This window comes from Streptomyces sp. GQ60, from assembly GCF_059758875.1.
Window position 1 is genome coordinate 1 of sequence record NZ_JCAXEG010000007.1, and the last position, 15,852, is coordinate 15,852.

The following is a 15,852-nucleotide window of genomic DNA, read 5'->3' on the forward strand; positions in this document are numbered from 1 at the left end:
GGCCTGACTCCCAGTCAGCGGGTTTTGCCTTCCGGGCTGTTGGGCCCTTCCGACTCCCAGAACTCTAGTGGATTTCCCGGGCGATTCATAATCGACCTTCAGGAATGAATTCGGGCATGCCGAATGCGTTCCCAGTGGGAGATCGTGCTGAGTTGGGTGCCGCAACGAGGCGGCGGGATTCGTCGCCTCCGAAACCTTTCGGCTCAGGGACAACTCGAAGAACCTTACGGATCCGTCGGGCCCGTGTCAAACCCGGGGGTTGACGCCGGGCCACTAGGCGGTCAGTGCGGGGACTGGAGGTCCTCTACGCGGTCCAGGAGGCGGGTGAGCATGTCGCCCAGCACCCCTCGCTCCGCGGTGGAGAGGTCCTGGAGGAGGTCCTCCTCGAAGACCGTCGCCGCGCGCATCGCGTCCAGCCACTTGCTCCGGCCTTCCGCGGTGAGCTCCACGATCACGCGGACGCGGTTGTTCTCGTCCCGCTCGCGCGTGACCAGTGCTTCCGCGGTCATGCGGTCGATCCGGTGGGTCATCGCCGCCGGCGTGAGGCCCAGCTGCTTCGCGAGCTCGCTCGGACCCATCCGGTACGGGGCTCCGGAGAGGACGAGGGCCTTGAGGACCTCCCACTCCGCGTTGCTGATGCCCAGGGCCGCCGTCTGGCGGCCGTAGGCGACGTTCATGCGGCGGTTCAGGCGGCTGAGGGCCGAGACGACCTTCTCGACCTGGGGGTCGAGGTCCTGGAACTCGCGCTGATAGACGGCGATCTGTTCGTCGAGGCTCGGCTCGTGGACGGGCGCAGTGCCGTCGGGGGTGTCACCCATGGTCCGAAGTATGGCATGAGCCCGTTGGCGTCTAACTCCTTCGGTGTGTAGTGTTAAGCATCGAACTTTAGGTATGAAGTCTTCAAGCTTCAGCAATCAAGGTGGTGAGAAGTGACCAGGGTGATGGGCGCTGCGATGCGGCGGATCCAGGCCGGGAACGCGTTGACCGCGTTCGGTATCGGCTTCACGGTTCCGTTCCTCTACGTCTACGCGGCGAAGGTGCGAGAGCTGGACCCCATGTGGGCGACGGGAACGTTCATGGCGTTCGCCCTCGGTGCGCTTCTCGCGCTGCCCTTCACCGGGCGGGTGATCGACCGGCGCGGTCCGGTCCCCGTCGTCATCGGTGCGGCCGTCGTCGCCTCGTTCGGCGCGCTGTCGCTCGGGCTCTCCACGGGCGTGGTCGCGATCCTGCTCTCCGCGCTCGCGCTGGGTGCCGGCCAGGCCGTCATGCAGCCCGCGCTGGCCACGATGATCGTGCGGTGCTCCACCCCGTCCACCAGGACGCGTGCCTTCGCCCTCCAGTTCTTCATGCAGAACCTGGGTCTGGGCATCGGTGGTCTGATCGGCGGCCTGATCGTCGACGAGAGCCGTCCCGGCAGCTTCACCCTGCTCTTCAGCATCGAGGCCGTGATGTTCCTGGTGCTGGCCGGGGTCATCGCCACCGTGCGCATGCCGCAGGTGCCGGCCATCAGCACGGCGCTGGCCAAGGACGCCGCCCAGGCGGGCAGCGGCTGGAAGCGGCTGATGGAGCACAAGGCGATGGTGCAGTTCTGCATCCTCGGTTTTGTTCTGTTCTTCGCCTGTTACGGACAGTTCGAGTCGGGTCTTGCCGCCTTCGGTACCGAGGCCGCCGGGATCTCGCCGTCCACGCTGGGGTTCGCGCTCGCCGCCAACACCGGTGCGATCGTGCTGGCGCAGTTCGTCGTGCTGCGGCTGGTGGAGAACCACCGCCGGTCCCGCGTGATCGCGCTGGTCGGTCTGCTCTGGACCGTGGCGTGGATCATCGCCGCCTTCTCCGGGCTGGGGCACGGCAGCGCGGTCATGGCCGCCGCCGCGTTCGTGACCACGTACGCGCTCTTCGGCATCGGCGAGGCCATGCTGTCGCCGACGCTGGCGCCGCTGGTGGCCGACCTGGCGCCGGAGGGGTCCGTGGGCCAGTACAACTCGGCCTTCGCACTGGTCAAGCAGCTCGCTCTGGCGCTCGGGCCGCTCGGTGTGCCGCTGGCCGCGGGTGTGCCCATGCTCTACATCGGCATCTTCGTCATGGTCTCGCTCGGCATCGCCGGGCTGGCGCTGCGGCTCGGCAAGCAGCTGACGCCCGTGCAGGACAATCCGTCGCTGGCCGGGAGCACCGTCGTGGTCAAGCGGGTGAAGGACGCCGAGCCCGTGCCCGCGTAGGCGCAGTGGTACGAGACGGGTACGAGACACAGAGAAGGCCCCGGTCCGGTGGACCGGGGCCTTCTTCGTGTGCGCTACGGGGCCTTGTCGGGGAGGGCGAACTCGCACCAGACGGCCTTGCCGCCGCCCGGGGTGCGGCGGGAGCCCCAGGCCGAGGCGATGGTGGCGACGATGGAGATCCCGCGGCCCGTCTCGTCGGCCGGTTCGGCGCGGCGGCGGCGCGGGAGGTGGTCGTCCCCGTCGGTGACTTCGATGATCAGCCGGCGGTCGGTGCGGCGCAGGCGCAGGCGCATCGGCGGGGTGCCGTGCTGGAGGGAGTTCGCGACGAGTTCGCTGGCCGCGAGGACTCCGAGGTCGCACAGCTCGACCGGGAAGCGCCAGGAGGCCAGGACGCCCTGGGCGAAGGCTCGGGCGCGGGGGGCGGCCTCGATGCCTCCGAGGAGTTCCAGGGCCGCGTTGTGGAAGAGCTCGGCGTCGGCGCCGGTGCGGGCGGGCTGCTGGAGGACCATCACGGCGACGTCGTCGTCGTGGTCGGCGTCGACCCCGAGGGCGCGCATCAGGCGGTCGCAGATGACGGCGGGGGTGCCCTGGGCGCCGGAGAGGGCGCGCTCCAGGGCGGCGACGCCCTCGTCGATGTCCTCGCCGCGGCGCTCGACCAGGCCGTCCGTATAGAGGACGGCGGTGGAGCCGGGGCCCAGCGCGATGGTGCCCGAGGTGTGCAGCCAGCCGCCGGTGCCGAGCGGCGGGCCGGTGGGGTCGGCGGCGCGGCGGACGGTGCCGTCCTCGTCGCGGACGAGGATCGGAAGGTGGCCGGCGGAGGCGTACGCGAGGAGGCCCTCGTTGGGGTCGTGGACGGCGTAGACGCAGGTGGCGATCTGGCTGGCGTCGATCTCGGCGGCCAGTCCGTCGAGGAGCTGCAGGACCTCGTGCGGCGGGAGGTCGAGGCGGGCGTACGCGCGGACGGCGGTGCGGAGCTGGCCCATGACGGCGGCGGCGCGGACGCCCCGGCCCATGACGTCGCCGATGACGAGGGCGGTGCGGCCGGCGCCGAGGGTGATGACGTCGTACCAGTCGCCGCCGACGGCGGCTTCGGTGCCGCCGGGCTGGTAGGTGGCGGCGACGCGCAGGTCGTCGGGCTGTTCGAGCTCCTGGGGGAGGAGGGAGCGCTGGAGGGTGACGGCGGCCTCGCGCTGGCGGCGCTCGCTGGCGCGCAGCCGTTCGGCGGCTTCGGCGTGGTCGGTGACGTCGGCGAGGTGGATCAGGACGCCGGTGCCGGTGTGGGCTTCCGCTTCGCCTTCGGATCCGCCGGTGCCGGTGTGGGCGTTCGCCGGGGCCTGGGCGTGCGATCCGTCGGCGTCGGCCTTGGTCTTGGGGAACTCGATCGGGGTGCAGGTGACCGTGTACGAGCTGGTGCCGCCGGGCGCGCTGCGGTTCTTGGCCGTACGGGGCTTGCCGCTGCGCTGGACCTGGTCGAGGAGCGGGAGCAGGCCGAGCTCGCCGAGCTCGGGGAGGGCGAGGTGCGCGGGGGCGCCGGGGGCTCGGGTGCCGAAGCCGGCGGTGTAGGCGTCGTTGACATAGGCGACGCGGTGCTCGGGGCCGTGCACGAGGGCGACGAGGGCCGGGAGGCGGTCGAGGACGTCCCGTACGGAGAGCTCGTCGAGGGAGGGCGCGGGGGCCCCCGTACCGTCGGCCGCGGCCGTGGCGCATCCGGTGGCGGGGGCGGAACCGGTGCCGCGGACCGTGGGGTCGGCGGGGCAGCCGTCCGGCCCGGTCGCAGAATGGCCGGCGGCGCCGCGGGCGGCCGGGACCGAGCCCTCGCCCCGTTTGGCCTGGGCGGCGGCATGTTCGGAGCGGGCGGCGGCGCGACGCTGCGTTCCGGGAAACCGGGCGCTCCAGCGCGTGAAGTTCACTGCGTTCAAGCCTCGTGGTGTCGCTCGTGGTCGCTGTGTCACTCGGTGGCGATCGGGTGGCACTCGGATGTCACGCTGATGTCACTCTGTGCAGGTGTGAGCCCACCTATGGTCACACGTCCAGTGTGGCCGACGGGACTGACAGCATCAGCCTTCGGTCTTCTTCGGAGGGTCCTTGGGGCCTCCGCCCGCCGCGAGTTCGAATTCTGCTCTGGGGTGTTCGAGGGATCCCAGCGAGACGATCTCACGCTTGAAGAGGCCGGAGAGCGTCCACTCGGCGAGCACGCGCGTCTTGCGGTTCAGGGTGGGGACGCGGCTGAGGTGGTAGGCGCGGTGCATGAGCCAGGCCGGGTAGCCCTTGAGCTTGCGGCCGTAGACGTGCGCGACGCCCTTGTGGAGTCCGAGGGAGGCCACGGATCCCGCGTACTTGTGGGCGTACTCGGTGAGGAGTCCGCCGCGCAGGGACGATACGAGGTTGTCGGCGAGGACCTTGGCCTGGCGGACGGCGTGCTGGGCGTTGGGGGCGCAGGCGACGCCCTTCTCCGGGGCGGTGATGTCGGGTACGGAGGCGGCGTCCCCGGCGGCCCAGGCGTGTTCGACGCCTTCGACGGTGAGGAAGGAGGTGCAGGCGAGGCGGCCGCGCTCGTTCTTGGGCAGGTCGCTGGCGGCGAGGATCGGGTGCGGTTTGACGCCGGCGGTCCATACGACGGTGCGGGTGGGGAAGCGGGCGCCGTCGCTGAGGACGGCGATCCGGTTCTCACAGGATTCGAGCCGGGTCCCCAGCCGCAGGTCGATGCCGCGGCGGCGCAGTTCGCGGATCGTGTACGTGCCCATGTCGGGGCCGACCTCGGGGAGGATCCGGTCGCTGGCCTCGACCAGCACCCACTTCATGTCCTCGGGCTTGACGTTGTGGTAGTAGCGGGCGGCGTAGCGGGCCATGTCCTCGAGCTCGCCGAGTGCCTCGACGCCGGCGTAGCCGCCGCCGACGAAGACGAAGGTGAGGGCGGCGTCGCGCAGGGCGGGATCGCGGGTGGAGGAGGCGATGTCCATCTGTTCGATGACGTGGTTGCGCAGGCCGATGGCCTCTTCGACGGTCTTGAATCCGATGGCGTACTCGGCGAGTCCCGGAATGGGGAGCGTGCGCGAGACGGAGCCGGGGGCGAGGACCAGTTCGTCGTACTCGATCTCTACGGGGCCTCCGCCCTCCTCGTCGGTGGCGAGGGTGGTGACGGTCGCGGTCCGGGCGGCGTGGTCGATGTGCCGGGCCTCGCCGATGACGATGCGGCATTTCGGCAGGACGCGGCGCAGCGGGACCACGACGTGGCGCGGCGAAATGGAGCCGGCGGCCGCTTCGGGGAGGAAGGGCTGGTACGTCATGTAGGGCTCAGGAGTGACCACCGTGACCTCGGCCTCGTCGGCTCTCAGCTTTCGCTGGAGCCGGAGCGCCGTGTACATGCCTACGTAGCCACCGCCGACGATGAGGATCCGCGTACGGGGCACGGTACCGGGGGCCGTGCCCCGGGAGTTAGCAGCCTTCACCGTCCCATGACGCAACGTGGCCGGGAGTTTGTCCACAGCCCCGACAAATTGTGTGACCGGAGGGGACGGCGGGGCGAGGGTGTCGGGGGGGTGCGGTTGGAAGGGAAGCTACGCAGGTCAGAGGGTACGGAATGAGTGATTCCGGAGGCTTCGAACGGAAAATTGGGCGTGAATGCTCCGATCGGGCGGTGGTCCGTCCGGGGCTGCCTCTTCTGAATTGACTCTGGCTCAACTATGTTCGTAACTCGTCGAGGAGTAGGACCAGGGCCCTCATGACCGTGGCCCCCCTCGACATGAAGGCGGGGAGTGTCTCCGGGGGGAGACAATTGATTACCGGGGGATACATATGCACATTTCCGATTTCCATGCTTCTGCCACCGCTCTGTCGTCGGCCGCTTCCGCGACCGACAGCCACGGGCGGCTGATGGCCGGCGGCGCCACCACACACGGCGTGGGGCGCTCCACGCCGCTGCGCGTCGACGCACAGCGCAACCTGGAACACGTACTTCGCGCAGCCCGCGAAGTCTTCGGCGAGCTCGGCTACGGGGCTCCGATGGAGGACGTCGCGCGGCGCGCACGGGTCGGTGTCGGCACCGTCTACCGGCGGTTCCCGAGCAAGGACGTCCTGGTCCGGCGGATAGCCGAGGAGGAGACCTCGCGGCTGACCGAGCAGGCCCGTACCGCTCTCGGCCAGGAGGAGGAGCCGTGGCAGGCGCTGTCGCGCTTCCTGCGCACCTCCGTGGCCTCCGGCGCCGGGCGGCTGCTGCCTCCGCAGGTGCTGCGGGTCGGCGGGCCCGGTGAGGACGGGGCCGACGGGGCGGACGGCGAGGCCGCGCGGGTTCCGCACCAGCGTCAGGTCGTCGCGGCCGGCGGTGCGCCCGACCTGCGCGTCGTCGGTTCCGCGCGGACCGGCCTGGAGGACGAGCCGTCGGAGGACGCGGGCGCGGGCGAGCTGCTGGAGGTCGTCGGCCGCCTCGTCGACCGGGCCCGGGAGGCCGGTGCGCTGCGCACCGACGTCACGGTGGCCGATGTGCTGCTGGTGATCGCGACGGCCGCGCCCGCGCTGCCCGACGCGGCGCAGCAGGCTGCGGCTTCCGCGCGGCTGCTCGACATCCTGCTCGAAGGGCTGCGGTCCCGGACGGCGTAGGGCGGGACGGCTCGTTCTGGTGGCGGGCGTCAACCGGCTCCTTCCTGGGGGCTCTCGCTCGAACGGGTGAGGCTCCGTACGGCGATTCGCCGGGGCTTGCCCGGATGAGTGGAAGGTGTGGAGACCGGTTCGGCGCGTGCCCGCCGTGTGACACGCTGGATCGGTGTACCGGTTGAGTGTGTCGTGCGAGGGCTTCCGCGATGAGCGTTGACGGGCGGGACGAGCCACACGGTGGCGCCGGCGGCGAGGTCGGGGCGGGCAGCCTGCCGGCACGACAGGTCCCGGCGCAGCGCGAACCGGGCGGCCGGCACGCCGCCGGGGTGAGCGGGGAACTCCCGCCTTCCGACGGGGACTTGATCGCCCGCATGCGCGGAGGTGACGACGGTGCCTACGAGGAACTGTTCCGCCGCCACTCCGATGCCGTGCGCCGCTACGCCCGCACCTGCTGCCGCGACGGGCACACCGCCGACGATCTGACGGCCGAGGTGTTCGCGCGTACCCTCCAGGCCGTACGGGGCGGGGCGGGTCCGGACCAGTCGGTGCGCGCCTATCTGCTGACCACCGTGCGCCGGGTCGCCGCCGCCTGGGCGAAGACGGCGAAGCGGGAGCATCTGGTCGAGGACTTCGCGCTGTTCGCGGAGCAGGCCTCCGTGTTCGGCGACGGCGCGGTCGGGCTGAGCGGGGACGACACCCTCGAACTCGGCGCCGACGTGCGGGCCATGCACGAGGCCGAGCAGACCCTCGCGATGCAGGCCTTCCGGAGCCTGCCCGAGCGGTGGCAGGCCGTGCTCTGGCACACCACCGTCGAGGAGGCGTCGCCGAGCGCGATCGCCCCGCTCTTCGGGCTGAGCGCGAACGCCACCGCGGTACTGGCCAGCCGCGCCCGCGAGGGCCTCAAGCAGGCGTACCTCCAGGCCCATGTGAGCACCGCGCTGAGTTCCGGCGGGGACTGCGCCCGGTACGCCGACCGGCTGGGAGCCTATGCCCGCGGGGGTCTGCGGATGCGGGCCGAGCGGGGGCTGCGCAAGCACCTCGAGGAGTGCGCCCGGTGCCGGCTCGCCGCCGGGGAGCTCAAGGACGTCAACGCGGGCATCCCCGCGCTGCTGCCGGTCGCCGTCATCGGGTGGTTCGCCGCCGGGTACGCGGCCAAGGCCGCCGGAGTGGTGGCCGGCGGGGCCGTCGCCGCGGGTGGCGCCGGGGCGGCTGCCGCAGCCGCGGGCGGGTCCACAGCCGGAGCCGGGGCCGGGGCCGCCGCGGGTGGAGCCGGGGCCGCGGGTGGGGCCGCTGGTGGTGGCGGGGCCGGTGGGGTCGGCGGAGCCGTGGCTTCGGAGGGGCTGGGGCTGCCGGCCAAGGCGGCCATCGCCGCCGGGGTCGTGGTGGCCGCGGCCGCCGGGGTGGTTTTCGCGCTGGCCGGTGACGACGCCGCTCCGACCGTCCGCGCGAACCCGGCGCCGGGCGTGGCCGTGCCGGTGCCCCGGAGTCCGGCCCCCGCCGCGCCGGAGCCCGGCCCGTCGCAGGCGCAGCCGTCGGCGCCACGAGCATCCGTACCGCCCCCGAAGAAGCAGACGCCGCCGGTGACCGTCGCGCCGGCCGCGCCGTCTCCCTCGCGGAGCCCGGAGCGGTCCTCGCCCGCTCCGGGTCCCAGCCGGGCCCCGAGTCCGAAGCCGAGCCCCACGCCGAGTCCCGTACCGCCCCCCAGGCCGACGCCTCCCAAGCCCGCGCCGCAGGCCCCGCAAGGGTTCCGGCTCTCCTCGCTGGGCCAGTCCGCGTACGGGAACCACGACGGCCCCGAGATCGAGACCTGGCGGAGCAGCTGGGTGTGGCAGCGCTGGGGGCCGGTGATCGGCGGGCAGCGCTTCTCGCACGGGATCACCGTCAACTCGCGTTCCTCCGTGGAGATCACCCTCAACCGGAGTTGCGCCGCCTTCTCGGCGCGGGCCGGTGTGGACGGCATGTCGCTGCTCACGAACGGCACGGTCCGCTTCTCCGTGTACGCGGACGGGCAGCGGCTGTGGCAGTCCCGGGCCCTGGGCTACGAGGACCCGGCGGCGAACGTGTCCGTCTCCCTCTCCGGGCACAAGACGCTGCGCCTGGTCGTGGAGCGCGCCGGGGGCGGCCGTCTGCCGACGCTGGCGACCTGGGCCGACTCCGTCATCAGCTGCCGCTGAGGGCTGAGGTGGCCGCGCCGCCGGCCGGGGCCCCCCGAACCAGGGCCAGGGCCACCGGTCAGGACAGGGCCGGGCGCCGCAGGGGGACCCCCGTGGGCACCGCTCTGCGGCGGGGGGTGGAGGTGCCGGTCCAGCAGGTGCCCCGGCGGGCCAGGAGGCGGCCCAGCCACAGTTCCATCGAGACGAGTTCGGCGACGCCGTCGAGCGGGACCGGGCGGCCGTCCGCCGCGTCCAGCAGGGCCTGACGGACGACCCGGGCTTCGATCAGGCCCGCGTCCGCCAGGAGCGGGGACGTGAAGAGGGTCAGGAGGTGCGGGAGGGCAGCGCGCAGCCCCAGGCGGGTCGCCGATTCGTTGGGGGCGTGGGCCGTGGCGCCCCACCCCGGAGGGAGGTCGCGGACCCCGGCCGAGGACAGGACCCCGCGCAGCACCGCCGCCCTGGCGCCGGGTTGCACGCGCAGGGATTCGGGCAGGGCCCGGGCGGCCCGTACGACCTGGTTGTCCAGGAACGGGGCGTGCAGGCGCTGGCTGCGGACCTCGACGGCCTGCTCGAAGACCCGGTGGTCGGCGGCGTGCCGGGCCAGGACGGCGCGGGCCCGGGCCTCCCCGGGGCGCAGCGAGAGGGGAGGGCGGCCCGCGGCGGCGGTGAGGCGGATCGCCACCTCGGCCAGGGCCTCGCCCGTCAGCCAGGCCGCCGCGGGGCCCGGCCGGGACCAGGTCAGGGCGGCGAGCGAGGCGTCCACCGGGGAGGAGGGTCCCGCGGCCGCGACCCCGTCGCGGAGGCGGGCCGCCGCCGCCTCCATGCCGGCGCGGTACGGCGTACGGGCCAGGCGTCGGGCCGCCGCGTACACGGTCATGGGTACGAAGAAGGGGACGAAGGGCGAGTCGCCGGGAGACGGGGACGAGCGGGCCAGGGCCAGCGTGGGGCGGAGCAGGTGGCGTCGGCGCCGGTCGAGCAGGAGGTCGGCGAGCCGGGCGGGGTGGGCGTCGAGGACCTGGCGGGCCCCGTGGCCGGTGAAGTGGTCGGCCGAGCCGGCCGCCAGGCGGCGCCGCTCGCGGGCGGCGAAGACCAGGGAGGGGCCCGGTTCGTCGGTCAGCGGCCCGTCGAGGTCGGCGTAGGGGAGGGCCTCCTCGGCGGCGGCCACGACCACGTGGTGCAGGCGGGGGTCGGCCGCGATGGCGTGGGCGCGTTCCAGTTCGGGTTCGCGGCCCCGGGGGGTGGCCAGGTCGTTGAAGGTGACGGCGAGGAGGCGTTCCCCGGTGCGGCCGAGCAGGGCGCCCGGTGCGCCCGGGAGGCCGGCCGCGAGCAGGGCGAGGGTCGCGGAGGCGCTGCCTCCGGAGAGGTCCGCGCCGACTCCGGGGACGGGCGCGGGGGCGCCGCGCGCGGCCCGCCGGTCGGCCGGGCCCATTCCGGGGACGGGCCCGGGGTCGTAGGGCAGCGTCTCGGGAGCATGCCGCGGAGCCGTGAGCCGGGCGCGCACCGCGTCGACCAACGCTTCCCGTACGCCCTCCACCGCGAGGTCGGGGTCGACCGCGGCGGCGGCCACCGCGAGGGAGGCCACCTGCTCGTACCCGGTGATCTCCCGCGAGCCCTCGCGCAGGATCAGCGCGTGGCCGGGCGGGATACGGCGTACGCCGACGTACGGTGTGCCGTCGCCCAGCGCCTCCGGGCTGTCGGGACAAGCCAATAGGGCGGCGAGATGGCCGATGTCGAGCTGCGCCTCGATCAGGTCTGCGAGCGGGAGGGCGGCGGTGGCGTACGCGGTCCCGCTCGCCCAGGGCGTGTAGAACACGGGCCGCGCACCGGCCAGGTCGCCGACCACGGTGATGCGGCGGCCGGCCTGGACGACGGCGGTGTAGCTGCCGGGCCACTGGGTGAGGTGGCGCAGAGCACCGCCGCGGGCGGCGTAGAGGGCGCGGCGCAGTTCCTCGTCGGTGGCGCCGCAGCAGCCGAAGACGGCGAGGCGGGTGAAGGGGTCAGCGGGATCGGCGGTGAGGGTGCGGATCTCGTCCGGGCGCCAGTCCCCGACGGCCCACAGGGGGTCGGGATCGCCCCAGAGGAGTTGGGCGCCGACGGGGACCACGGTGCGGTCGGCGTGGGCGGCACCGGGTTCGTCGGGGTGGCCGGCGTCGGCGAGCCCGCCGCGGACGGGGCCGTCGGCCCAGCCGCCGGGGCCGGAACCGGAGCCGTTCCCTGAGCCGTTCCCGGCGCCGTGGCCGTTCCCGGAGCCGTACCCCGAGGCCGATCCGTAGCCCGCACCGGAACCGGAGCCGTAGCTTGCGCCGGACCCGTAGCCCGCCCCGTAGGCGCCCTGGTCGGAGCCTCGCGCAGCGCCGTGCCCCGCGACCCGTCCGGCCGTGCCGAAGCTCGCGGCGATACTGCTCCACCCCACCAACCAGCGCACCGCCGCCTCCCCAGCCCGTGGGCACCTGACCGGGGTGCGAACCGCGCGGCCGGCGCTCAGCGCGCGGCCGGAGGGACCCCGGGTGGCTCGGGGTCCATGCTGCCACGAGACAGGCGTGCGGGAGTGGCTAAGGGGGGCGCACGTATAAACGAACACGCCCCGACCATGCGGTATTTGGCGTTCCGTTCCGACCGCCCCATAGGTCGGTTTCGGCCATTCTTCGGCCGTACTGAGAGCTCTGCCGGCAGCCCCGCGGCTCCGTCGCCCGGCCCCGCCCCGCGGAGCGCGGTCCGGAGGGCGGGATCCACCCCCCGGACCGTTCCGCCACCCGCGGGGATTGAGGCAGCGGCGTCCCCCGGCCCGCCCGGTCCACGCGACGGGCCGACCCACGCACCGCACATCGAATCGCCGGGCCCCCGCAGCGGCCAGAGCGCACGGGCGGGCGCACGGCCACACGGGTGGAGCACGTGCTGACACGTGCGCCCCGGCCCCGGGACCCTGCCGGACTGTGCATACGGACAACAATCCCGCCATACGGAACAAGAGGCCTTAACGCTTGGGAGGCGGGGAACTACGCTGGGTTTACGAAATGCCGGGCGCCTATGCCCCGGCGGCGTCAACGTTCCGCGTGTGACGAGGGGTGGCGCATGTCCAGGGAGCTCCGCGAGCCCAATGAGAAGCTCGGCGCCGTCCTCGCCCTCGCGGGCATCAGCAACGCCGGGCTGGCCCGACGGGTCAACGACCTCGGCGCTCAGCGCGGTCTGACCCTCCGCTACGACAAGACGTCGGTGGCCCGGTGGGTGTCGAAGGGCATGGTGCCGCAGGGCGCCGCCCCGCACCTGATCGCGGCCGCCATCGGCGCGAAGCTCGGCCGGCCCGTGCCGCTGCACGAGATCGGTCTCGCGGACGCGGATCCGGCGCCCGAGGTGGGGCTGTCCTTCCCGCGCGACGTCGGCGCGGCCGTGCGCTCGGCCACCGACCTCTACCGGCTCGACCTCGCCGGCCGGCGCGGGGGTGGCGGAATCTGGCAGTCGCTCGCCGGTTCCTTCTCCGTGTCGGCGTACGCGACGCCGGCCTCACGCTGGCTGATATCTCCCGCCGACAGCTCGGTGGCACGCGAACCGGTGGCACGCGAACCGGTGCCGGGCGCGGCCCCGCCGGAAGGCCTTCCGGCACCGCCCGGCGCCCGTGCAGGCGCCCATGTCGGGGGTGTGCCCGCCCAGCCTTCGCGCGAAACTCCGCCGCCGCCCGCTCCCGCCGCACCCGACCCGGGGGGCCCGCAGCGCGTGGGCCACAGCGATGTGACCAAGCTGCGCGAGGCCGCCGAGGACGCCCGCCGCTGGGACTCCAAGTACGGGGGCGGCGACTGGCGTTCCTCGATGGTCCCCGAATGCCTGCGGGTGGACGCGGCGCCGCTGCTGCTCGGCTCCTACACCGACGAGGTGGGCCGCGCGCTCTTCGGCGCCACCGCCGAACTGACGCGGCTGGCCGGCTGGATGGCCTTCGACACCGGGCAGCAGGAAGCCGCCCAGCGCTACTACATCCAGGCGCTGCGCCTGGCCCGCGCCGCGGCCGACGTACCGCTCGGCGGATACGTGCTGGCGTCGATGTCCCTGCAGGCCACCTACCGGGACTTCCCGGACGAGGGCGTGGACCTCGCGCAGGCCGCCGTCGAGCGCAACCGGGGCCTGGCCACCGCGCGGACGATGAGCTTCTTCCGCCTCGTCGAGGCCCGGGCGCACGCCAAGGCGGGCGATTCGGCGGCCGCCGGGGCCGCGCTGCGGGCCTCCGAGGGCTGGCTGGAACGGGCCCGGGACGGCGACGCCGATCCGACCTGGCTGGGCTTCTACTCGTACGACCGCTTCGCGGCGGACGCGGCCGAGTGCTACCGCGACCTCAAACTCCCGCGCCAGGTAAGGCGTTTCACGGAACAGGCACTGTCCCGGCCGACGGAGGAGTACGTACGATCACACGGGCTGCGGCTCGTCGTGAGCGCGGTGGCCGAGCTGGAGTCCGGGAACCTCGACGCGGCGTGCGCGGCGGGGACCCGGGCGGTGGAGGTCGCGGGGCGGATCACGTCGGCGCGGACGACGGAGTACGTACGGGACCTCCTGCACAGGCTGGAGCCGTACGGGGACGAACCGCGCGTCGCCGAACTGCGCGAGCGGGCCAGGCCTCTGCTGGTAACCCCGGCATAGGCCCCGCGTGGCCCCCTTGTCAGTGGCGGGGTGCACTATGCAGGGGTGGGAGGTGTCAGTGTGGGCGGCGGCGTGGGCGGCATGGGCAGGCTGGACTGCGATGTGCTGGTGATCGGCGGCGGGATCGTCGGCCTGTCGACGGCGCATGCCCTCGCGGGGCTCGCTCCGGGGGCCCGGGTGGTCGTCCTGGAGAAGGAGGACGGCCCCGCCCGGCACCAGACGGGCCGCAACAGCGGTGTGATCCACAGCGGGATCTACTACAAGCCGGGCTCGCTCAAGGCGCGCTTCGCGGTGCGCGGTGCGGCCGAGATGGTCAAGTTCTGCGCGGAGCACGGCATCCCGCACGAGGTGACGGGCAAGCTCATCGTCGCCACCGGGCGGGCCGAGCTGCCGCGGCTGCACGCGCTCGTGCAGCGGGGCCGGGAGAACGGCATCCCGGTGCGGGAGCTGGGGCCGACGCAGATCTCGGAGTACGAGCCCGAGGTGCGCGGGCTCGCCGCGATCCACGTCGGGACCACCGGGATCGTGGACTACGGGCGGGTCGCGCAGCAGCTCGCGGAGTCCTCGGGCGCGGAGATCGTCTACGGCGGGGCGGTGGACCTGATCTCGCGGCGGCCGTCGGGCGTGGCGGTGCGGACGAGCGACGGACTGGTCGTGCGCGCGCGGGTGCTCGTGAACTGCGCCGGGTTGCAGTGCGACCGGATCGCGCGGCTGGCCGGGGACGACCCGGGGATGCGGATCCTGCCGTTCCGGGGCGAGTACTACGACTTGGTCCGGCCCGAGCTGGTGCGCGGGCTGGTCTATCCGGTGCCGGACCCGGCGTTCCCCTTCCTCGGCGTCCATCTGACCCGGGGCATCGGGGGCGGGGTCCACGTCGGGCCGAACGCGGTGCCGGCGCTGGCGCGCGAGGGGTACGGCTGGGGCGTGGTGCGGCCGCGCGACCTCGCGGACGAGCTGGCCTGGCCGGGATCCTGGCGGATGGCCGCGCGGCACTGGCGGTACGGGGCGGGCGAGGTGCGGCGGTCCCTGTCGAAGGCGGCGTTCGTCGAGGCCGTACGGAGGCTGCTGCCGGCGGTGCGCGGGGAGGACCTGGTGCCCGCGGCGGCCGGGGTGCGGGCACAGGCCGTGCTGCGGGACGGGACGCTGGTGGACGACTTCCTGATCCGGGAGGGGGAGCGGGCGGTGCACGTGCTGAACGCGCCGTCGCCCGCGGCCACCGCTTCGCTGCCGATCGGGCGGGAGATCGCCGGGCGCGCGCTCACGGCGCTGCGCAGCGCGTAGCCCTGCAGGGTCGGCCTCGGCCCCGCCGGCCGGCCGGCGCCGGGATCACCGCTGCGCGGGTCCGCCGGGTGGCCCCCCGCGACGGCGCCGCTCCGTGGGCGGGGGTGGGCGCGCGTAGAATCCGGGGATTGTGTCTGAGTCTCTGAGTCCCCAGAATCCCGCCGCCGAGCCCGCGCCGGAGGCGACCTCCAGCTACGTGCCCCCGAAGTGGCGTACCGAGCCGCGGTTCCCCGACGGGCCCGCCCCCGATCCGGCCGGGTCGCACCACGAGCGGCGGATCCGGAGCTTCCAGCCCCGGCGCAGCCGGGTGACCACCGGGCAGGGTGAAGCCCTGAAGCGGCTCTGGGGGACCTGGGGGCTCGACATCGACGGGCACCACGTGATCGACCTCGAGAAGATGTTCGACGGGCTCCCCGTCGTCCTGGAGATCGGCTTCGGCATGGGCGAGGCCACCGCGCAGATGGCCGCCGCCGACCCGGGGACCGGGATCCTCGCCGCCGACGTGCACACCCCCGGGCAGGGGAATCTGCTCGCCCTCGCCGAACGCGGCGGGATGACCAACGTGCGCGTCGCGAACGGGGACGCCATCATCCTGCTCCGCGAGATGCTGCCCCCGGCCTCCCTCGCCGGGCTCCGCGTGTACTTCCCGGACCCGTGGCCCAAGGCCCGCCACCACAAGCGGCGCCTGATCCAGCCCGAGTTCCTCGCGCTGGCCGCCACCCGCATGGCGCCCGGGGCGATCCTGCACTGCGCGACCGACTGGGAGCCGTACGCCGAGCAGATGCTCGAAGTCCTGACGGCCCAGCCGGAGTTCGAGAACACCCAGGCCGACGGCGGTTACGCGCCCCGGCCCGACTTCCGGCCGCTCACCCGCTTCGAGGGCCAGGGCCTCGACAAGGGACACGTCGTACACGATCTGCTGTTCCGGCGCACGGGTAACGCCCAGAACTGAGCACATCACTCCGCGTATCTGGTCCGCTCGGTAGAGT

Annotated in this window: 10 protein-coding genes; 6 read left to right on the plus strand and 4 right to left on the minus strand. The window is 73.7% G+C overall.

Annotated features, from left to right (window positions below; translation table 11 throughout):
• Nucleotides 1–281: 281 nt before the first annotated feature.
• A complete protein-coding gene (locus AC6CKD_RS18740; protein WP_327253600.1) occupies nt 282–818 on the minus strand; it encodes a MarR family winged helix-turn-helix transcriptional regulator in 537 nt (178 codons plus the stop codon).
• A gap of 111 nt (nt 819–929) precedes the next feature.
• Between AC6CKD_RS18740 and AC6CKD_RS18745 the strand changes: the two genes are divergently transcribed.
• Nucleotides 930–2,216: an MFS transporter gene (locus tag AC6CKD_RS18745; RefSeq protein WP_498328617.1), complete on the plus strand. Its 1,287-nt coding sequence runs from the start codon at nt 930–932 to the stop codon at nt 2,214–2,216.
• Nucleotides 2,217–2,290: 74 nt separating this feature from the next.
• Here the strand turns inward: AC6CKD_RS18745 and AC6CKD_RS18750 are convergent, their stop codons facing one another.
• Nucleotides 2,291–4,126 (minus strand): ATP-binding SpoIIE family protein phosphatase, encoded by a 1,836-nt coding sequence (locus tag AC6CKD_RS18750; RefSeq protein ID WP_498328928.1) that lies wholly within the window; start codon nt 4,124–4,126, stop codon nt 2,291–2,293.
• A 147-nt stretch (nt 4,127–4,273) separates the two neighbouring features.
• Entirely contained in the window at nt 4,274–5,665 is a 1,392-nt protein-coding gene (locus AC6CKD_RS18755) for an NAD(P)/FAD-dependent oxidoreductase (protein ID WP_498328618.1), read from the minus strand.
• A gap of 346 nt (nt 5,666–6,011) precedes the next feature.
• Here AC6CKD_RS18755 and AC6CKD_RS18760 point away from each other — a divergent pair, with 346 nt between their 5' ends.
• Both AC6CKD_RS18760 and AC6CKD_RS18765 read left to right on the plus strand, forming a co-directional pair.
• Nucleotides 6,012–6,812, plus strand: coding sequence for a TetR/AcrR family transcriptional regulator (locus AC6CKD_RS18760; RefSeq protein WP_498328619.1), 801 nt, complete (start codon nt 6,012–6,014; stop codon nt 6,810–6,812).
• Between the two features lie 200 nt (nt 6,813–7,012).
• Nucleotides 7,013–8,980, plus strand: a complete 1,968-nt coding sequence (locus tag AC6CKD_RS18765; protein WP_498328620.1) for a sigma-70 family RNA polymerase sigma factor — start codon at nt 7,013–7,015, stop codon at nt 8,978–8,980.
• A 58-nt stretch (nt 8,981–9,038) separates the two neighbouring features.
• Here the strand turns inward: AC6CKD_RS18765 and AC6CKD_RS18770 are convergent, their stop codons facing one another.
• Nucleotides 9,039–11,384 (minus strand): asparagine synthase-related protein, encoded by a 2,346-nt coding sequence (locus tag AC6CKD_RS18770; RefSeq protein WP_498328621.1) that lies wholly within the window; start codon nt 11,382–11,384, stop codon nt 9,039–9,041.
• Between the two features lie 647 nt (nt 11,385–12,031).
• On the opposite strand from AC6CKD_RS18770, the gene AC6CKD_RS18775 reads away from it, so the two are divergent.
• The 3 genes from AC6CKD_RS18775 to trmB all read left to right on the plus strand — a co-directional run bounded on the left by AC6CKD_RS18775 (nt 12,032) and on the right by trmB (nt 15,815).
• Nucleotides 12,032–13,582, plus strand: coding sequence for an NsdA family TPR-like regulatory protein (locus AC6CKD_RS18775; protein WP_498328622.1), 1,551 nt, complete (start codon nt 12,032–12,034; stop codon nt 13,580–13,582).
• A gap of 81 nt (nt 13,583–13,663) precedes the next feature.
• The gene (lhgD, locus tag AC6CKD_RS18780) at nt 13,664–14,863 is read left to right on the plus strand and encodes an L-2-hydroxyglutarate dehydrogenase (protein ID WP_498328929.1); all 1,200 of its coding nucleotides are present in this window, start codon (nt 13,664–13,666) and stop codon (nt 14,861–14,863) included.
• Between the two features lie 196 nt (nt 14,864–15,059).
• Nucleotides 15,060–15,815 (plus strand): tRNA (guanosine(46)-N7)-methyltransferase TrmB, encoded by a 756-nt coding sequence (gene trmB / locus AC6CKD_RS18785; RefSeq protein WP_498328930.1) that lies wholly within the window; start codon nt 15,060–15,062, stop codon nt 15,813–15,815.
• The last annotated feature ends 37 nt before the right edge of the window (nt 15,816–15,852 follow it).